The organism is Pseudoalteromonas distincta, assembly GCF_000814675.1.
Taxonomy (GTDB): Bacteria; Pseudomonadota; Gammaproteobacteria; order Enterobacterales; family Alteromonadaceae; genus Pseudoalteromonas; species Pseudoalteromonas distincta.
In genome coordinates this window covers 769,933-789,234 of the sequence record NZ_JWIG01000001.1, presented here as the reverse complement: position 1 = coordinate 789,234, position 19,302 = coordinate 769,933, and the positions used below count along the sequence as shown (strand labels likewise).

Here is a 19,302-nt window from a genome sequence, read left to right as displayed (position 1 = left end):
CATAAGGCTTTAATTATAAAAAATAATAACGACCAAATAATTGCCGCTTTTTGGGACTGGAATATATGCGAATTACTCCTTTATCTCTGTTAATTTCAGCTAGTTTGTTAGCTAGTAGTGCATTTGCACAAGACACAGCTACAGTAACTGGAATTGAGTCAGAGATTAGTGTTAAACAGACAGAATACGATAACTCGACAAGAATACTTGAAAAACATCTTAAAGAAGAAAGTCAGTTACAAAATCAACTAGAGCTACTTCGTTCTCGTTCTACAGAGCTAGATAAAGAAAAAAACCAAGCGCTCGATGCGATGAACGAAATGTACCGTCGTTTAATTGACGATCCCACTATTAATATTAGTGCGGCTCAATCACGCTATCAAAAAGCGGTGATTGATCATAAGCAAAACAAAGATGATATTTCTATGCAGTTGGCGGCAATTGCATCCCACCGTAAAGATATAGAGCAAATTCGTGTTGCTAAGCATACGCTTTTAAATACTTTAGAGAGCTTAAAAGAGCAGTTAACTACAGCCAGAGTAGAGCGTTTACGTAACGAGTTTACACGTGAAGGCACGCTTGAAGTTAACCATACGATTAACTGTAAGCGAACAGAAACGCTAGCAGCGTGTGAGCAACGCGGTCAGCAAATGGGGCTACAAAAAGCAACTAAACGCTTTGTAGATCAAATATTTGCAAACTTAACAGAAGAGCGCATTGTTGAGCCAAAACGTAATTTGGCGGGCGCTCAAGTACAAATATTAAGTAGCCATGTAGTTAACAGTGCATTTAGCGGCCAAGGTAACTACAACGTTAACTTAAGCGTAACCATGCGCGGCGAAGTAAACAGTAGCCGTTTATGTAGCTTATTAAGCATTGATAACCGTTATTGTTCTGAGTACGGCACGCCACTTACTGCTGCTTATCAACCCGCGTATAACAATACATTTACTGATAGTCAGTTAACATTCAGTAATAGCGCGGATAATAGTAACACGGTATCGGTTTCTCGTTTAGAAAAGCAGCCAGTACGTGATTATTCAGTTAAACCTGCATCGGTGAAAAAAGATTACCCTTCTATCCTTAATAAGAAGAAGGATCAATCAATAGAGCTGACATTACGATCAAACGTATACGACGATGAAGTGTTTATCGATGGTGTAAGCTTTGGCTCAACACGCTTGATCACACGTTTACCGCCGGGTATTCACAACATTGAAATCCGTAAACTTGGCTATAAGCCTTATCAAGTTCGTGTTGATTTGAATAAAGCACAAACAATTAATGCAAATTTGGTAAAAAAGCCTAAGTCGATTGCTGCACCGACCTATACTCGAGAGCAACCAGAAGTAACAACACGCCAGGTTAATGAAAACGTTAATGTATTAAATGCAAACGTTGAAACGCCGGTTGTCGTTATTCCTGCAGGCAAATTTAAAATGGGCGATATCAATGGCAATGGTTTAGCTAATGAACGTCCAGTAATTGAAAAAGTAATAGCAAATTCTTTCGCTATGCAAAGTAAAGAAGTAACCGTAGGTGCCTACGAAAAATTTGTAGCAAATACAGGTTATAAAACTCAAGCGGAAAAAAATAAAGGGTGTGCGTATTATTTAAATGGCGAACCAGTATGGGAAGCAAATTTAAATTGGCGTAATCCTGGTTTTGAGCAAGGCAGTGACTTTCCTGCTGTATGTTTAACTTATAACGATGCAAAAGCTTACGCTGAGTGGTTATCGGGTCAAACAGGGCAGCAATTTCGTTTACCTAACGAAGTTGAGTGGGAATACGCAGCACGTGCAGGAACCGAAACAGAATACCCTTGGGGTAACGAAATTGGTAAAAACCTAGCTAACTGTGGTTGGTGTGGTAGTGAATGGTCAAATAGACGTGCATCACCAGTAGGTTCTTTTTCTCCAAATGCATTTGGATTATACGATACCGTAGGCAATGTATGGGAATGGACCGATAAAGAATCAGGTGAGTCTGATGTAGCAGTAAGAGGCGGAGCGTGGAATTTTGCACCAAGCCTTGCTCGTGCATCTACGCGTTTAATTTTAGCGCCTGATTTTAGATCTAACTACATTGGTTTTCGCTTAGTTCGCGAACGATAAACTCAATTAAGGAAGCTTTGCTTCCTTTTTTCACAAATTCACAAAGGCGCTGCGCTTTATATTGCTCATATAGTTGAGCATGTTAAAGTGAGGCAGCTAATATAAGAACGTATTTCAAAGGTCATCCAGCCTCATGTTTAAAAAACTCCGTGGTATTTTTTCTAACGATCTATCGATCGACTTGGGTACAGCCAATACCCTAATTTATGTAAAAGAAGAAGGTATTGTATTAAACGAACCTTCTGTTGTTGCTATTCGCCAAGAACGCGCTGGTGGACCTAAAAGTGTTGCATCTGTAGGTACAGAAGCAAAACAAATGCTAGGTCGTACACCGGGAAATATTAAAGCAATCCGTCCAATGAAAGACGGTGTAATTGCTGATTTTTATGTAACTGAAAAAATGTTACAACACTTCATTAAGCAAGTGCATAACAATAACTTTATGCGCCCAAGTCCGCGTGTACTAATTTGTGTACCGTGTGGTGCTACTCAAGTAGAAAAACGTGCAATACGTGAATCTGCAATGGGTGCTGGTGCTCGTGAAGTTTACTTAATTGAAGAACCAATGGCAGCAGCTATTGGCGCAGGTTTACCAGTATCAGAAGCCACAGGTTCTATGGTTGTTGATATTGGTGGTGGTACAACTGAAGTGGCTATTATTTCACTTAACGGTGTTGTTTACTCATCATCTGTTCGTATTGGTGGCGATAAGTTTGACGAAGCTATTATTAATTATGTACGTCGTAACTTTGGTAGCTTAATTGGTGAAGCGACAGCTGAAAATATTAAACATCAAATTGGCTCTGCGTTCAAAACTGATGAGCCAATCGAAATTGAAGTGCGCGGTCGTAACCTTGCCGAAGGTGTTCCGCGTTCATTCACGCTTAACTCACACGAAATCCTAGAAGCTCTACAAGAGCCGTTAATGGGTATTGTGAGTGCAGTAATGGTTGCACTTGAGCAATCACCACCTGAGCTGGCATCAGATATCTCTGCGCACGGCATGGTACTTACTGGCGGTGGTGCATTGTTAAAAGATTTAGACCGTTTATTAATGGAAGAAACGGGTATTCCGGTTGTTGTAGCTGATGATCCACTTACGTGTGTTGCGCGTGGTGGTGGTAAAGCATTAGAAATGATCGATGTTCATGGTGGTGACGTTTTTAGTTACGACTAATGAAATTAATGTTTGGACGCACAGTCTCTTTGCAACTGCGACTTTTTGTCGCAGTGCTTTTGAGTATCGTACTCATAGTTGGAGACAGATATACGCAAGGTGGTACCGTTGTTCGTACCAGCCTTAATACTCTAGTTAGCCCACTAATCTATGTTGCTAATTTACCCTACGAATTATTTAGCTTAAGTGCTAAAAGCCTGCATACGCGGGATCAACTTCTTACCGAAAACGAAGCGCTGAAAAAAAAGCAAATGCTACAAAGCGAGCAACTTCAGCAGTATCAATTTCTAGCCAGAGAAAATCAAAAACTGCGCGCCTTATTAGGCTCATCTGCAAAGCAATCAAATCGTAAAATTATTGCTCAGGTACTTTCTGTACATTCAAACCCGTATAGTCATCAGGTTGTTATTAACCGTGGTACAACTGACGGGCTTAGTGAAGGCCAAGCTGTAATTGATGAAATGGGTGTAGTAGGGCAGCTTACAAAGGTTGGTTCAACAACTTCACGCGTGCTACTAATGACCGACACCACACATGCTACACCTGTGCGTATACTTCGTAACGATGTACGAACGGTTGTTGAAGGCATAGGTAAAATTAACGTCGTTAAGCTCTCTCACGTGCCACACAGTTTAGATGTGCGAATTGGCGATGTACTTGTTACATCGGGTTTAGGGGGCACATTCCCCGAAGGATACCCGGTGGCAGTAGTAACCGAAATAAATCGTGATGAAGGGCGACCGTTTGCACAAGTTTTTGCAGAACCTATTGCGCAACTAGATCGCATTCGTTTGCTGGTTATTTTATGGCGTAATCAACAGGAGCAAATCAGCGATGATTAACCGTTATTCATTGTTAATTGCGCTAAGCATCTTTTTTGCGTTAATAATGGCACTAATGCCACTTCCATTTTCGTTTGAACCATTTAGACCTGACTGGGTTTTACTTGTACTTATGTATTGGTCGCTAGCAGTACCGCATCGTTTAAATATTGGTACTGCTTGGGTTGTTGGTTTATTAATAGATTTAGCGTCTGGCTCACCGCTGGGCGTGAACTCGCTTACATTCTCGGTATGTATTTTTGTAACCGCGAGCAACTTTCAAAAAATTCGTAACTTTTCGCTTTGGCAACAAAGCCTACTAATTGGTTTATTTTTAACGCTGTATCACTTAATGCAGTTTTGGCTAAATCACTTTTTGTTAGGGGTTTACTTTAATCCACAGTACTTATGGCCAGTAGCAACCGGAATGGTTAGCTGGTTTTGGGTCTTTTTACTACTTCGTAAATATCGCAGACATTTTAGGATCAGGTAATGACTACCGCAGTATATTTGGCATCAGCCTCTCCCCGTCGTAAAGAGTTATTAAGCCAATTAGGTGTCGAATTTACACAATTTAGTGTTGATGCAGATGAAAGCCCACTTCCAAACGAGCAACCTAGAGCACTTGTTGAGCGTTTAGCGCGCTTGAAAGCCCAAAGCGGTGTAGAGCTTGGTTATACCGATCGCCCTGTACTTGGTAGTGATACCGTGGTTGTTATAGATAACGAGTCATTGGGTAAACCTCGCGATAAAAACGATTTTACACACACGTTAAAACGCCTATCGGGTAACACGCATCAAGTTCTTACCGCAGTTGCATTTGCGACGCAAAATGATGTGCTTAGCTGTGTTGTAAGCACAGATGTTACTTTTAAAACCTTAACAGATGAAGAAATTAATGCTTATTGGGAGTCAGGTGAGCCACAAGATAAAGCCGGTGGCTACGGTATCCAAGGTTTAGGCGGCCGCTTTGTAACTCACATTGCGGGTAGCTATTTTTCTGTTGTAGGCTTACCTTTATATGAAACCGAACAATTACTACAAACATTCTTAAGAAGGTAACATGAGTACAGAATTACTGATCAATGTCACACCGAGCGAAAGCCGTGTTGCCCTAATAGAAAACGGTGTACTGCAAGAAATACAGCTAGAGCGAATCGGTAATCTAGGTATTGTAGGCAATATTTACTTAGGAAAAATAAGCCGTGTACTTCCGGGTATGCAGGCTGCTTTTGTTGATATCGGCCTTGAAAAAGCTGCATTTTTGCATGCATCCGATATTGTAAATAGTGCCTCTATTGTTGAAGGCGTAGACGACGTACCAATAAAAAAAGTACAAGATATTAGAGAGTTAGTTCGTCAAGGCCAATACATTATGGTGCAAGTGGTAAAAGATCCGCTAGGCACTAAAGGCGCAAGGCTCACCACTGATATAACTATTCCTTCTCGCTATTTAGTGTTTATGCCTGATGCGACCCATGTAGGGGTTAGTCAGCGTATAGAAACTGAAGAAGAGCGCTCACGTCTTAAAAAAATAGTCGCAGAATATGGCGATGAAAATGGCAGCTTTATCGTACGTACAGCAGCTGAAGGTGCTAGCGAAGCTGAATTACGGCACGATGCTGGCTTTTTAAGAAAATTATGGGAAAAAATAACATCACGTCGTAGAAAAACGAGTAAAGCCAGTATCCTACACGAAGATTTAACGCTTGCCTTTAGAACCCTGCGTGACTACGTAGGCGAAGATATGGAGCGCATTCGCGTTGACTCTAAACTCAGCTATGAAGAACTAAAGTTATTTACAGAAGAGTTTGTTCCACAGCTTTCTCAAGTGCTTGAATACTACCCAGGCGAGCGACCTATATTTGATTTGTTTGACGTTGAAAACGAAATTCAAAAAGCACTACATCGTAAAGTTACGCTAAAATCGGGTGGTTATATAATTATTGACCAAACAGAAGCAATGACGACTGTTGATGTTAATACTGGCGCATTTGTAGGACATCGTAATTTAGAAGAAACCATTTTTAATACCAACGTAGAAGCAACCTCTGCAATTGCCCGCCAGCTCAGGCTGCGTAACTTAGGCGGTATTATCATTATCGACTTTATCGATATGGTAAGTGAGGATCATAAGCGACGGGTGCTTCATTCACTTGAATCAGCCCTTGCAAAAGATCGCACTAAAACGAATATTAATGGGCTTTCAGCGCTTGGCCTTGTTGAAATGACGCGTAAACGTACACGCGAAAGCTTAGAGCATATTTTATGTGATGTATGCCCAGCATGTTCCGGTCGTGGTTCACAAAAAACAGTTGAAACGGTTTGCTACGAAATACTACGTGAAATAGTGCGTGTTAACCGAGCATACGCAGCGGACAAGTTTATGGTGTATGCAGCGCCTGCTGTAAGTGAGGCCCTACTGAACGATGAGTATCATAACCTTGCTGAGCTTGAACTATTTATTGGTAAGCAAGTCAATATTCAAACCGAGAGCTTATACAGCCAAGAACAGTTTGATGTGGTAATGATGTAATGAAAGCAAAAGCGGTCTGTTTTTTTTGTTTTAGAAAGTTATGGCAGACTTGCGCCATAATTTTGGTATTACTGGCCGTTATTGTTTCAATTTTAAAATATACCCTCCCGTATGCAAACGAATACAAAGGTGACATAGAAAGCTATTTACACGAAAAGTTTGAAATAAGCTTATCTATTGGCGAAATATCAGCTAGTTGGCAGGGCAGTGGTCCTGCATTAGTGCTAGAAGATTTATCGTTTAAAGATAACGAAACCGCGCCAATATCACTCACCATTGCTAAAACCAGCTTAGAGCTAAACCTATGGGAAAGCTTAAAAGCACTGCAACTTAGATCTAATTATTTTGTTATTAATGGTTTTCATACCAGTGTAAATATCACCAACTTATTTAAAACCGGTGATAACGACGAAGTTTCTTTTGAGCAAAAAGAGCTAATTGAAGAACTGTTTTTGGGTAAAACGGGTCATTTTGCAATAGAAAATTCCAGTATTAACTTTATTTTAGAAGACGGTAAAGAACGTAAATTACTTCTTCAAAACATTGTTTGGCAAAATGAAGATGAGCAGCATCTTGGTAGTGGAAGCTTAGCACTGCCGGGTATTTCGGTCGGAGACTTTGACGCGCGCATAGCACTTACTGGGGATACTCTAGAGCAAGTAGCGGGCGACATTTATGTACAGGCTAATAAGGTCGATGTATCTAACTGGTTAGCGCAATATATAAATACGCAAAAACAACAACTGCATAGCGATATTAATTTACAAGCATGGCTAAAACTAGATAAAGGTTTTGTAAGTGATGTGAAAATGCAGTGGTTACCAAGCTTTGTACGCTGGCAGCGAGAAGAGCAAAGCCACCAAGTTAGTTTGAGTGAAGGTGGATTCCATCTATATCCAGAACAAAATAGCTGGCACTTAAAAAGCACCGGTTTAACATTTAATAGTAACGATAAAGCATGGCCAAGTTTAGAGTTTGAAGCCCAACTAGGGCTGCAAAATAAAGTGTGGCTGCATCAAGTTGATTTTGAATTACTGAGTAACCTAGCTGGGCTAAGTAATTTTAATGCACTTGAACCATTTTTAGAACGCCAACCTAGTGGGCAAATAGATCAAGCTTATTTAAGTTTTTCTAATGCACAGCAATGGCAATTATGGTTTGAGGCTAACAATATTGGCTGGCAAGAATTAAGATCGGTACCTGCCGCACAAGGACTTAGAGTAAATGGTTTACTTACCCAAAGTACTGGTCGAATAAATTTATTTGGTGAAAGTGGCACATTAGTTACAGGCGAAAGCTTTAGTAACGACATAAATTATAATCAGCTAAATGTAGAACTAGATTTAGCTAAGCGAGATGATGGCTGGCATATAAGTAGTGACAATATCTGGTTTGATAATGATGAAGTTACTCTTGCTGCAGAATTACAAATTAGCCTAACAGATGATCCTCGATTAGATCTTTACGCAGAAGCGTTCGCTCCAGATGCCAATATTGCAGGTCATTACTTCCCATTAAAAGCGATGAGCCCTGAACTTGTTAGCTATTTAAATGGTGCAATTAAAGGCGGAGAAGTATCTAAAGCACAGGTCTTATTTGCAGGGCCTTTGTCTGGTTTCCCATTTACTGATGGTAGTGGTCAGTTTGATGTATTAGCACAAATAGACAATGCAACCTATGAGTTTGACTCTGATTGGCCTGCGGTCACTAATGCTAATGTACAGCTACATTTTGCTAATGAGCGGATGGACATATATAGCCAGCAAGGCAAGTTGGTTAATTTAGATATTGGTAATAGTGTACAGGTGAGCATTGCAGATTTAATGAATGCTGATGAACTTATTGTGCAAATTGATAAAAAAGCAGAGATGGAAAAGTTACATGATTTTTTTGCAGCGACACCTATTGCCAAACCTCTTGCTGAAATTTTTAGAGTTGTACAGGGCAAAGGCGAAGCCGATGCCAGTATTGAGCTTTTAGTAGGCTCTAAGTTTAAAGGCGGAGCCAGTGTTAGCGGCAAAGTTAATTTAAATGACTTACCAGTATTTATAGCAACGCCAGGTATTGAGCTTAAAAACTTAACTGGCGAGCTTAATTTTAAAAACGACAACATCACACTTAAAAATGCGACTGCGAAGTGGTTGGGCATGCCGCTAAATATTAATTACAGCAGTAAAAGTGATGCAAAAAATTACCAAGTAAACATAGATATAAACGCCAAAATTGACGCCGATACACTAATTGATAGTGGACAAGGTATATTAAAAAATTATTTAAGTGGGCAAAGCGATGTTGATATTGGTTTGGTACTTAATTTTACCGAACAAGGCTTTAATTACCGTGCACAGGTAAACTCAGAACTACTTGGCTTAACGAGTAACTTACCCGCACCTTATAATAAAAATAGCGAACAAGCGTGGGCGCTTGATGCAGTAGTTCAAGGTGATGATATTTCTAATCTCATTACAGCAAACGCTAATCAACAGTTTTACTTTAATGCTATTTTAGAAAATGGAAAATCACAGTTTAGTAATGTCCATTTTGTGCTCGGAAAACAGGATTTAGGATTAAACCAAAAAGACTTAAGCGTAAATATAAATCTTGAGCAGAGTGAATTAGTGCCTTGGTTTGATCTGATTGATCAAATAATTAAAGCAGGTAAAGCAAACCCAGATCAAGAATCAAAAGGGATTATGCCACCGCTTAATGAGGTGGTCGCAAATATAGGTATGCTTGATGCGAGTAATATCATCTTTAATGATTTTGAAATGCGTTTAGCACCATCAAAAGACGATTTATACCTAAAGCTAAATGCTAAAGAACTTAGAGCTGGGGTTTTTATTCCTACATCACAACCTAGCCAGCCTATACGAATTAATGCCGATTACTTAAGGCTTAATTTTGCACAGCCTAGCGAGCAATTAATTGAAATAACAGATGTACTTCCTGAGGAAGACTTGAGCTGGCTTACTAAAATACCTGCCATTGAGTTTGAATGTAGTGACTGCAAAATTGATCGCTATCAGCTTGATAAAGTGAGTGCGTCATTATTAGGTGATGGCGAGCGCTTATCGATATCAGAACTTGTAATCGATAAAGGAGATCATGTACTGCGCACTAAAGGGCAGTGGCAAAATGGTTTAACAACGCTAAGTGGTGAGCTTAAAAGTGATGATATAGGCGCATTGTTTGGCGAGTTTGATATTACCTCTGCAATTAAGGATTCTAAAGCTGATCTAAATTATGATCTTACTTGGCAAGCAGCACCTTATGATTTTGATGTGAAAACTTTAAGTGGTGAGGTTACTTGGGATTTAGGGGAAGGTCACTTAACTGAAATAAGTGATGGTGGTGCACGCGTATTTTCGCTGTTGAGCCTTGATTCACTCGTACGCAAACTGAAACTTGATTTTAGAGATGTATTTTCAAAGGGCTTTTTTTATAACAGCATGCAAGGCTCTATGCAGTTAGAAAACGGTATCGCTTACACTAAAGATACTAAAATGGATGGTGTGCCTGCCGATTTAACTATTAAAGGCTACGCAAACTTAAATACGCTAGATATAGATTACGACCTTGCTGTAGCGCCACAAGTAACCTCAAGCATTCCGGTTATAGTTGCGTGGATGGTTAATCCAGTAACAGGGCTTGCTGCTTTAGCACTTGATAAAGTTATTCATTCTGCGCGCGTCATCTCAGAGATCAATTTTAAAGTAACGGGTAAAATGAACGATCCTATTGTTCAAGAACTCGACAGAAAAAGTCGTGAAGTTACACTACCTCAAGCTGCGCAAAATCAGCCACAAGCATCAGTCGATTTAAAACTTAAAGATGCACAAGTAACAGTAACGCAATGAACAAAACAGCAAGCATAAGCACACCCACAATAGTTGCCCTACAAATGTGTTCAGGGCTAAACCCTGATGACAACATAACAAGCTTAAAGCGCGCACTTAAAACACTCCCCGCAAAAAGGCCATTACTTGTTTGCTTGCCTGAGGCTTTTTTAGTGTTTAGTAAAACTGGTAACGATATGTTACGTGTTGCTAAGCAAGTTGAGCAATACAAATTACAACTTAGTGAATTGTGCCAACACCATAATATTTGGTTAAATGCAGGCACAATGCCTGAGCCATTTAACGAACATAAGTATTACGCAGCATCGCACTTATATAATAATCAAGGCGAGCTGGTTGCAACGTATAACAAAATACATTTATTTGATGTAACCGTAGATGATAAAACAGGTAGCTATCGAGAGTCAGATTTTACCCAAGCAGGTCGCGATGTAGTGGTTGTTGATTCTCCCTTTGGTAAAATTGGCTTAACAGTATGTTATGATCTGCGCTTTAGTGGCTTATTTAACGAACTAGTACGCCAAGGCGCCGATATTATTTTAGTACCCAGTGCATTTACAGTCCCTACAGGGCAAGCGCATTGGCAACCGCTATTAGCAGCTCGCGCAATAGAAACACAATGTTATGTAGTTGCAGCTGCTCAGTACGGTACACATGAAAATGGCCGACAAACATATGGCCACAGTATTATTATTTCACCTTGGGGCAATACCCTGAGTGAATTGCCAACAGGCACCGGTTTTATAAGCTGCAACGCAGATTTAGACCAGTTACAAAAAATTAGACGAGATATGCCCGTGCAGTCTCATCAACGATTTAGAGAGCATTTATTATGAATTCGGTTGAACAGCATTTACTACAAGACAGCCAGCTAAATAGAGAAGAGCTCGAAAAAACGCTCGCTTACATACATCAGCATAAAGTGGATTACGCCGATTTATATTTTCAATCAAGCCACCACGAATCATGGGTGCTTGAAGACGGCTTAGTTAAAGAAGGCTCTTATAACGTTGAACGTGGCGTTGGTGTACGTGCTGTAAGCGGCGAAAAAACAGGTTTTTCTTACTCTGATGCAATAAATCTTGAAGCACTTAATAAAGCGGCTACAGCGGCTCGTAGCATCGCAGATGCTGGCGAAGATAGAGCGATTAAAGTATTTAGTGATGTTAAAGCTAAAGAGCAGTTTGCACCGCACCAGCCAATTTCGAGTATGAGCGATACCGACAAGGTGAGTTTATTACGCGAACTTGAAAACTATATTCGTGAACTAGCACCCGATGCAGAGCAAGTAATTAGCTCAATGTCAGCGGTATACGAAGAAGTATTAATCGCAGCAAGTGACGGTACGTTTGCCACCGATATTCGCCCGCTTATTCGTTTAAACTGCTCAGTGCTGCTTGAAAAAAATGGTCGCCGTGAACGCGGTGGCGCAGGTGGTGGTGCACGTTTAGATTATGGTTACTTTAAAGAGCTTGTTGATGGTAAACCACGTTGGATGGAATTTGCTGAAGAAGCTGTACGCCAAGCTAAAGTAAACCTTGAAGCTATTGATGCACCTGCAGGCACGATGGAAGTTGTACTTGGTAATGGTTGGCCTGGCGTGCTTTTACACGAAGCAGTAGGGCATGGACTTGAAGGCGACTTTAACCGCAAAGGCGCGTCTGCGTTTAGTGGTAAAGTGGGCCAAAAAGTAGCATCTGAGCTGTGTACAGTTGTTGATGATGGCACTATGGCTGATCGCCGTGGGTCACTTAATGTTGATGATGAAGGCACACCAGCCGCGTACAACGTACTTATCGAAAACGGTATTTTAAAAGGCTATATGCAAGATAAGCTAAACGCGCGTTTAATGGGTGTAAATCCTACCGGTAACGCACGTCGTGAGTCTTATGCGCATTTACCAATGCCTCGCATGACTAACACCTACATGTTAGGTGGTGAGCACAGCCAAGCCGATATTATCAGCTCAGTTAAAAAAGGGGTATTCGCGCCTAACTTTGGCGGCGGACAAGTTGATATAACCTCAGGTAAGTTTGTGTTTAGTGCATCAGAAGCGTATTTAATCGAAAATGGTAAAATTACCCAACCAATTAAAGGCGCAACGCTTATTGGTAATGGACCAGAAGTAATGCAGCAAATATCTATGGTTGGTAACGACTTAGCACTTGATAAAGGTGTTGGTGTTTGTGGTAAAGATGGTCAAAGCGTACCGGTAGGCGTAGGCCAACCAAGCCTTAAGATTGATCAGTTAACGGTCGGTGGTACAGCTTAAATATTACTCAAGCGCGAAGTGAATTCGTACCTACGTGCTTGATGTTTATTGTAGGTGAGGTTTCACACCTCGCTTTTTAAATACAGACTTAGAAACTGAGCGCGAAATAAATTCGCACCTACGATTTGTATTTTTACTTTGGGTAGGTGAGGTTTCACACCTCGCTTTTTAAATACAGACTTAGAAATAGAGCGCGAAATAAATTCGCACCTACGATTTGCATTCTTACTTTGGGTAGGTGAGGTTTCACACCTCGCTTTTTAAATACAGACTTAGAAATAGAGTGCGAAGTGAATTCGCACCTACGTGCTTGATGTTTATTGTAGGTGAGGTTTTATACCTCGCTTTTTAAATACAGACTTAGAAATAGAGCGCGAAATAAATTCGCACCTACGATTTGTATTTTTACTTTGTGTAGGCGAGGTTTATGCCTCTCCTTCACCTTCTTTATTTTTTTCAGCCTCTTTGTACCATAACGCAAAAAAGCATTCTGTTAATTTGTGCTCTATCTCAAGCGCTTTTTCTGTCGGACAAAACAAGGTAAAGCTTGCTTTAAATTCACCTAAATCGGTTGTACCAAAGTGAATTACCGGCTCTGGGCCAGATATTTTTGCATCAAGTTTACGCTCAATCATCGAATTATAACGGCTTGCTACTTCTTGAAACTCTTCGCAGTACAGTTTAGCTTGCTCAGTGAGTGTGTCGTGAATAGGGTAAGGGTTAAAGCTCTCTCTTCGGACAATAATAAAATGATGTGTAACAAAGCGTTTTACAAAGTTTAAGTTTTTAATAGAGCTGGTAATCAGCTTATTATTAGGTATGTATATGGTTTTTCTAGAAAATTGATAAGTATGTATATCAATTTCATGCATGGTTGTTTTTATCCAATCCGTTTCAGCTACTTCACCAAAGTAATCACCTACTTGTATCCAATCACCGACTCTAAACGGGCGAGTTGTTACGAGGTAAAAAAAGCCTATTACACACTGAATAAACTCACGCGTTGCAAGTACAATCGCCACGGCAAAAGCAGCAATAGAAAGTGCAAAGTTTTGAATTTCGGTCGACCACACAAATAGCAGCGATATCATCATTACAAAATTAATAAAGTGCTTAATATTGTGTGCGATGTAACGGATGTCTTTTTCTTTTTTTTCTGCGCGACTTTTAGCGAGCTTATCAACAAGCACTTTTAGTACAAATGCAATTGTGATCATTACAATTGAAAGAAGAAACGGATGCAGCAATATATCTTTAGTCATGGTATCCAATTAAACGTGAGTTGATAAAAACAGGCTCAGTATATTGATTTATTAAACCAATTAGCAAATTTAGTGTAAAAAAAGTAACCAATAAAAAATGTAGCTACGTTATTGAGTTACTTGATCAGTGCAATGCTTGTGATTTTTAGCCATTCTTTTTCGGCATATGAGTACAAGCTCAATGGCTGAAATAAAAATCAAAGTATAGCCAAGCGTTTCTATACCTTCTTCAACAATGTTTTTTACCGCACGTACATAGTCATCACCCATTACTGAATGCCAAAATGCGCCTTTGCCCATCATTCGCGAAAATGCGAGTAAAGTAACCATGCCTGATAAGCAAATTCCATAACTAGGAGTGAGGCTATAGGCTTTTAAAGAGTTAAAAATACTTCCTCTGTTTGTTATTAAATAAACAAACACGCCAGCTAAAATTGAATAGACGATACTTTGCCAAGCGCCATCAAAAAAGTATAGGTCGAGGTAGGTATCAAACTCTCTCACAAACATCATTGCCGATAACGCAGCTAGTAATACAGCCGGTATTTTGAGTTGAAAGTTAATTCGCGAAGCGTAAAAAAATAAAATACAGCTTAAAAAAGTTAAAACATCTTGCATATGTTCGGTAAGAGTTTCTTCACTGTAAAGTGCATCCTGTTTTAATTCAAACCCTTCAAGTTGAATTAAATAAGCAACACCCGCTAGGCATAATAAATAAATAAAAGATCGCAGTAAAAACATAAATAACCAAGAAAAACTATAAATGCGCGGGATTCTAATCGTTAAAATGCTTTAAAGCCAAAACAAAATTTAAACTTTTAACCTTTTTATCGGTCTAAAACTTTTGCTGTTAAAATAATGGCTTAGATGTTTTTTTAATGTTGAATGGATGTTTTTAATGTGACGTTTTAAGTGGTTTGTTGTGCAAAATATAACAAGCATTAAAAAAGCCCTTACTAATTACTTAACAAGGGCTTTTTATAATTGAGCGCTTAGAGTTTAGCGCCTAGCGCATCGTTACAAACTCTTCAGAACCTGTTGGGTGAATCGCAACAACGGCATCAAAGTCAGCTTTAGTAGCGCCCATTTTCATGGCAACTGCAAAACCTTGAATCATTTCATCAACCGCAAAACCAATACCATGTAGGCCAACTACTTTTTCGTCTGGGCCGGCACATACAAGTTTCATTTTACAAGGCTGGCGATGTTTAGTTACCGCTGTGTACATAGCTGTAAAACCAGATTGGTAAATCTTAACGTTTTCTTCGCCATACTGAGAAATAGCTTCTTGTTCAGTAAGGCCAATAGTACCAATTGGTGGGTGACTAAATACAACAGTAGGAACTAGGCTGTAATCCATTTTTAAATCATCAGGTAGTTCTTTATTAAATAAACGCTCTGATAAAGTACGCCCTGCTTTAACTGCTACAGGCGTAAGTTCAATACCGTTTTCGATAATATCGCCAACCGCGTATACATTTTTAGCTGTGGTATTTTGAAACTCATCAACTTTAACAAAACCATCGCTGTTAACTTCTACGCCGGCAGCGGCTACATTAATTGCATCTGTTGTTGGCTGGCGGCCAATGGCCCAAATTACTTGGTCAACGTTATGAGTTTTGCCATTATCTAAATGTAGCGTTACAGAGCCATCATCTTCTTTAACTAATTTATGAGGTACAGATTCTGTATGAAGAGTAGGGCCTTCAGCAGCCATAACATCAACAAGTGTTTCAACTATGTATGGGTCAAAGTTACGAAGTGGAGAATGCTTACGAACAAATAAATGTGTTTCAGTACCTAAACCATGTAATACACCAGCAAGCTCAACGGCTATGTAGCCTGCGCCTATTACTGCAACGCGTTTAGGTTGCTCTTTTAATTCAAAAAAGCCATTTGAATCGATACCGTGTTCAGCACCTTCAATATGCGGAATGCTTGGGCGTCCACCTACTGCAATTAATATATGATCGGCTGTGTAGTGCTCGCCGTTTACTTCAACTGTTTTATTATCTACAAATTTAGCAAAGCCTTTAATTACAGTAACGCCATTGCTAGCAAGGCCACTGTCGTAACCTTTATGAATTCGGCCTATGTAGGCTTCACGGCTTTCTACTAACTTGCTCCAATCAAAGCCTTTAACTTCAACATTAAAGCCGTAATCTGGGGCATATAAATTAATTGCTTCAGCAACCTGAGCACCGTGCCACATTACTTTTTTAGGTACGCAGCCCACGTTTACACACGTGCCGCCCATGTGTTTTGCTTCTATAAGTGCTACTTTAGCGCCACGCATTGCCGCTCTATTTGCAGAGGCAATACCACCACTGCCACCACCGATTGCAATATAATCAAAGTGTTGTGTCATTTTATGTCCTTAGGCGTTGAGTTTTATGCGCATTAGCATAACATTAAGTTTTAAAAATAAAGAGTGTTTAGGTGACCTATGTTTAGTAAAAAAACATTCGAATTTCTTGCTCTGCTTGATCAAAACAATAATAGAGACTGGTTTAACGACCATAAATCACAGTATGAGGAATACGTAAGAGAGCCCGCTTTAGATTTCATTAGGCAAATGCAAGCACCACTTGCTGAGGTTTCTAGCCATTTTGTCGCATCAGATAAAAAAGTCGGCGGTAGTTTAATGAGAATCCATAAAGACGCGCGTTTTAGTAAAGATAAAACCCCATATAAAATTAATGTAGGGATTCAATTTCGCCATTTTATGGGAAAAGACGTACACGCCCCTGGTTTTTATTTTCACTTAGCAAATGACGAATGTTTTGTAGGTGCTGGTATTTGGCGACCAGAATCAAAGGCGCTTAATGCAATTAGAACCTGCATAGATGAAAACCCAAATAGCTATAAAAAAGCAATTTATGATGAGCAATTTAAATCTATATTTGAAATGTCAGGAGAGTCGCTAAAACGCCCACCAAGGGGTTTTGAAAAAGATCATCCCTTAATAGATGAGCTCAAACGAAAAGACTTTATAGCCATTAGCCCACTTACTCAAAAGCAAATATGCAGTAATAACTTAGTTGATACGGTACTAGAACGTTATAAAGTGGCCGACTCATTAATGGGTTATTTGTGTTTTGCTTTAGAGCAACCATATTAAAATTAAACAACTTAAAAGCGGCTGAGTTGTTTTTTTACTTTTAGACCCAATTTAAAACGTAATGCATTAACGCAAAGAGAGTATTTATGAGCAACCCACTAATTGGCCTTGAAGGCTTACCACCATTTTCAAAAATAAAGCCTGAGTACGTAGTACCAGCACTAAAAGACGGTATTGAGCTTTGTCGTAAAGCCATTGATGACGTGCTAGCGAAAGGCTCGTACACGTGGGATGACTTAGTATTACCCCTTGAAGAAGCGGACGATAAATTATCGCGCATGTTCTCCCCTGTATCGCATTTAAATTCAGTAATGAATAACGACGAATTACGTGAAGCTTACGAGCAGTGCTTACCATTAATATCTGAATATTCAACATTTGTAGGTCAGCATCAAGGATTATACAACGCGTATAATACGCTTTATAACAGCGACGAATTTAAAACGCTGACTACAGCACAGCAAAAAACAATTACTAATGCGCTTCGTGACTTTAAATTATCGGGTATTGCATTAGCGCCGAAGCAGCAAAAACGCTACGGCGAAATTAGCGCGCGTTTATCGGAACTTGCCTCAAAATTTGGCAACAACGTAATGGATGCCACACTTGCTTGGCACAAACATATTACTGATGAAAGCGACTTAGCTGGCTTGCCAGAATCTGCTTTAGCGCTTGCAGCTGACACAGCTAAAAGTAAAGAGTTAGACGGTTGGGTATTTACCCTTGATTTTCCGTCGTATTTACCAATTATGACCTATGCAGATAACCGCGAACTCCGCAGAGAAACTTACACCGCGTTTTCTACGCGCGCATCAGATCAAGGCCCTAATGCTGGTGAATTTGATAACTCAGAGATTATGAGTGAGGAGCTTGCGCTTCGCCATGAACTTGCACAGTTACTAGGATTCAACAGCTACGCTGAAAAGTCACTGGCAACTAAAATGGCCGAAACACCGGCGCAAGTATTCTCGTTTTTAGAAGACCTTGCTGCTAAATCAAAACCACAAGCAGAACAAGAAGTGGCAGAGTTAAAAGCCTATGCTGAGCAAAAACATGGTATTTCTGAATTACAGGCATGGGATTTTGGTTACTACAGCGAAAAACTTAAGCAAGAAAAATACGCTATTTCAGATGAAGTACTACGTCCTTACTTCCCTGCAAATAAAGTATTAAGTGGCTTATTCGAAACCGTTAACCGCTTATTTGGTATTAGCGTAAAAGAAGTTACTGATTTTGATACTTACCACAAAGATGTACGCTTTTTTGAAATTGTAGATAGCAGCAACACCCTGCGCGGACGTTTTTATCTCGATTTATATGCACGCGACCGTAAACGCGGTGGGGCGTGGATGGACGACTGTATGGGCCGTAAAGTACGTGCTAACGGCGAACTACAAACTCCAGTGGCTTATTTAGTGTGTAATTTTAATAAAGCGGTTGGCGATAAACCTGCATTGTTTACTCATGACGAGGTGACAACCTTATTCCACGAGTTTGGTCATGGTATTCACCACATGCTTACACAAGTTGATGCTGCTCCTGTTGCGGGTATTAATGGTGTAGCGTGGGATGCGGTAGAGCTTCCTAGTCAGTTTTTAGAAAACTGGTGTTATGAAGAAGAAGCACTGAGCTTTATTTCAGGTCATTATGAAACGGGCGAACCGTTACCTAAAGAGCTACTTGATAAGCTACTAGCGGCTAAAAATTATAACTCAGGCATGCAAATGCTACGTCAAATTGAGTTCTCGTTATTCGACTTTAAAATCCACAATGATTATAAAGCAGGTGAAGAGTGTCAAATTCAAGCAGTACTTGATGACGTACGCAGCCGTACCTCGGTCGTTCAGCCTCCTGAGTTTAACCGTTTTCAACATGGCTTTAGCCACATTTTTGCAGGCGGTTACAGCGCTGGTTATTACTCATATAAATGGGCTGAAGTACTCTCTGCTGATGCTTATTCTAAATTTGAAGAAGAAGGTATTTTTAACCCGCAAACCGGTCAAGCCTTCATGCAAAATATTTTAGAAAAAGGCGGTAGTGAAGAGCCAATGGAATTATTTAAAAAGTTCCGTGGTCGTGAGCCTAATGTTGACGCGTTACTACGCCACAGCGGTATTGCAGCTTAAAAACTAATATTTAGCA

14 protein-coding genes are annotated in these 19,302 nt (G+C 39.9%); 11 read left to right on the top strand and 3 right to left on the bottom strand.

The window, feature by feature from the left end:
* Positions 1-65 precede the first annotated feature (65 nt).
* From QT16_RS03505 to tldD, 9 genes are all read left to right on the top strand, one after another.
* A complete protein-coding gene (locus QT16_RS03505) occupies positions 66-2,114 on the top strand; it encodes an SUMF1/EgtB/PvdO family nonheme iron enzyme (protein ID WP_039485749.1) in 2,049 nt (682 codons plus the stop codon).
* Between the two features lie 133 nt (positions 2,115-2,247).
* Complete coding sequence (locus QT16_RS03500) at positions 2,248-3,291, top strand: rod shape-determining protein (protein WP_002958401.1); 1,044 nt, start codon at positions 2,248-2,250, stop codon at positions 3,289-3,291.
* Positions 3,291-4,133 carry a rod shape-determining protein MreC gene (gene mreC, locus QT16_RS03495; RefSeq protein ID WP_173400216.1) on the top strand — a complete coding sequence of 281 codons (843 nt, stop codon included), beginning with the start codon at positions 3,291-3,293 and terminating at the stop codon, positions 4,131-4,133. The genes QT16_RS03500 and mreC overlap by 1 nt, the downstream gene beginning before the upstream one ends.
* The gene (gene mreD, locus QT16_RS03490) at positions 4,126-4,605 is read left to right on the top strand and encodes a rod shape-determining protein MreD (RefSeq protein ID WP_002958403.1); all 480 of its coding nucleotides are present in this window, start codon (positions 4,126-4,128) and stop codon (positions 4,603-4,605) included. The genes mreC and mreD overlap by 8 nt, the downstream gene beginning before the upstream one ends.
* Positions 4,605-5,174, top strand: coding sequence for a Maf family protein (locus QT16_RS03485; RefSeq protein WP_039485739.1), 570 nt, complete (start codon positions 4,605-4,607; stop codon positions 5,172-5,174). The genes mreD and QT16_RS03485 overlap by 1 nt, the downstream gene beginning before the upstream one ends.
* Position 5,175: 1 nt before the next feature.
* A complete protein-coding gene (rng, locus tag QT16_RS03480; RefSeq protein ID WP_002958405.1) occupies positions 5,176-6,648 on the top strand; it encodes a ribonuclease G in 1,473 nt (490 codons plus the stop codon).
* The gene (locus QT16_RS03475) at positions 6,648-10,505 is read left to right on the top strand and encodes a YhdP family protein (RefSeq protein ID WP_039485735.1); all 3,858 of its coding nucleotides are present in this window, start codon (positions 6,648-6,650) and stop codon (positions 10,503-10,505) included. Before rng ends, QT16_RS03475 begins: the two co-directional genes overlap by 1 nt.
* Positions 10,502-11,341 (top strand): carbon-nitrogen hydrolase family protein, encoded by an 840-nt coding sequence (locus QT16_RS03470; RefSeq protein WP_039485732.1) that lies wholly within the window; start codon positions 10,502-10,504, stop codon positions 11,339-11,341. Before QT16_RS03475 ends, QT16_RS03470 begins: the two co-directional genes overlap by 4 nt.
* Positions 11,338-12,777, top strand: a complete 1,440-nt coding sequence (gene tldD, locus QT16_RS03465; RefSeq protein ID WP_039485728.1) for a metalloprotease TldD — start codon at positions 11,338-11,340, stop codon at positions 12,775-12,777. Before QT16_RS03470 ends, tldD begins: the two co-directional genes overlap by 4 nt.
* A 425-nt stretch (positions 12,778-13,202) precedes the next feature.
* Here tldD and QT16_RS03460 read toward each other — a convergent pair whose 3' ends face one another.
* The 3 genes from QT16_RS03460 to gorA all read right to left on the bottom strand — a co-directional run bounded on the left by QT16_RS03460 (position 13,203) and on the right by gorA (position 16,407).
* Positions 13,203-14,039 (bottom strand): mechanosensitive ion channel family protein, encoded by an 837-nt coding sequence (locus tag QT16_RS03460; protein ID WP_024597410.1) that lies wholly within the window; start codon positions 14,037-14,039, stop codon positions 13,203-13,205.
* A gap of 108 nt (positions 14,040-14,147) precedes the next feature.
* The gene (locus QT16_RS03455; RefSeq protein WP_039485723.1) at positions 14,148-14,780 is read right to left on the bottom strand and encodes a hypothetical protein; all 633 of its coding nucleotides are present in this window, start codon (positions 14,778-14,780) and stop codon (positions 14,148-14,150) included.
* A gap of 265 nt (positions 14,781-15,045) precedes the next feature.
* Positions 15,046-16,407, bottom strand: a complete 1,362-nt coding sequence (gene gorA / locus QT16_RS03450; protein ID WP_039485720.1) for a glutathione-disulfide reductase — start codon at positions 16,405-16,407, stop codon at positions 15,046-15,048.
* A 78-nt stretch (positions 16,408-16,485) separates the two neighbouring features.
* Here gorA and QT16_RS03445 point away from each other — a divergent pair, with 78 nt between their 5' ends.
* On the top strand, positions 16,486-17,160 hold the full coding sequence (locus QT16_RS03445) for a DUF2461 domain-containing protein (protein WP_039485717.1): 675 nt from the start codon (positions 16,486-16,488) through the stop codon (positions 17,158-17,160).
* 86 nt (positions 17,161-17,246) lie between these two features.
* Positions 17,247-19,286 (top strand): oligopeptidase A, encoded by a 2,040-nt coding sequence (prlC, locus tag QT16_RS03440; protein WP_039485714.1) that lies wholly within the window; start codon positions 17,247-17,249, stop codon positions 19,284-19,286.
* Positions 19,287-19,302: the final 16 nt, after the last annotated feature.

Bases quoted from the DNA above. Each gene is read 5' to 3' on its own strand.
- QT16_RS03505 (WP_039485749.1), top strand. From the start codon at position 66: ATGCGAATTACTCCTTTATCTCTGTTAATTTCAGCTAGTTTGTTAGCT.
- QT16_RS03500 (WP_002958401.1), top strand. From the start codon at position 2,248: ATGTTTAAAAAACTCCGTGGTATTTTTTCTAACGATCTATCGATCGAC.
- mreC (WP_173400216.1), top strand. From the start codon at position 3,291: ATGAAATTAATGTTTGGACGCACAGTCTCTTTGCAACTGCGACTTTTT.
- mreD (WP_002958403.1), top strand. From the start codon at position 4,126: ATGATTAACCGTTATTCATTGTTAATTGCGCTAAGCATCTTTTTTGCG.
- QT16_RS03485 (WP_039485739.1), top strand. From the start codon at position 4,605: ATGACTACCGCAGTATATTTGGCATCAGCCTCTCCCCGTCGTAAAGAG.
- rng (WP_002958405.1), top strand. From the start codon at position 5,176: ATGAGTACAGAATTACTGATCAATGTCACACCGAGCGAAAGCCGTGTT.
- QT16_RS03475 (WP_039485735.1), top strand. From the start codon at position 6,648: ATGAAAGCAAAAGCGGTCTGTTTTTTTTGTTTTAGAAAGTTATGGCAG.
- QT16_RS03470 (WP_039485732.1), top strand. From the start codon at position 10,502: ATGAACAAAACAGCAAGCATAAGCACACCCACAATAGTTGCCCTACAA.
- tldD (WP_039485728.1), top strand. From the start codon at position 11,338: ATGAATTCGGTTGAACAGCATTTACTACAAGACAGCCAGCTAAATAGA.
- QT16_RS03460 (WP_024597410.1), bottom strand. From the start codon at position 14,039: ATGACTAAAGATATATTGCTGCATCCGTTTCTTCTTTCAATTGTAATG.
- QT16_RS03455 (WP_039485723.1), bottom strand. From the start codon at position 14,780: ATGTTTTTACTGCGATCTTTTATTTATTTATTATGCCTAGCGGGTGTT.
- gorA (WP_039485720.1), bottom strand. From the start codon at position 16,407: ATGACACAACACTTTGATTATATTGCAATCGGTGGTGGCAGTGGTGGT.
- QT16_RS03445 (WP_039485717.1), top strand. From the start codon at position 16,486: ATGTTTAGTAAAAAAACATTCGAATTTCTTGCTCTGCTTGATCAAAAC.
- prlC (WP_039485714.1), top strand. From the start codon at position 17,247: ATGAGCAACCCACTAATTGGCCTTGAAGGCTTACCACCATTTTCAAAA.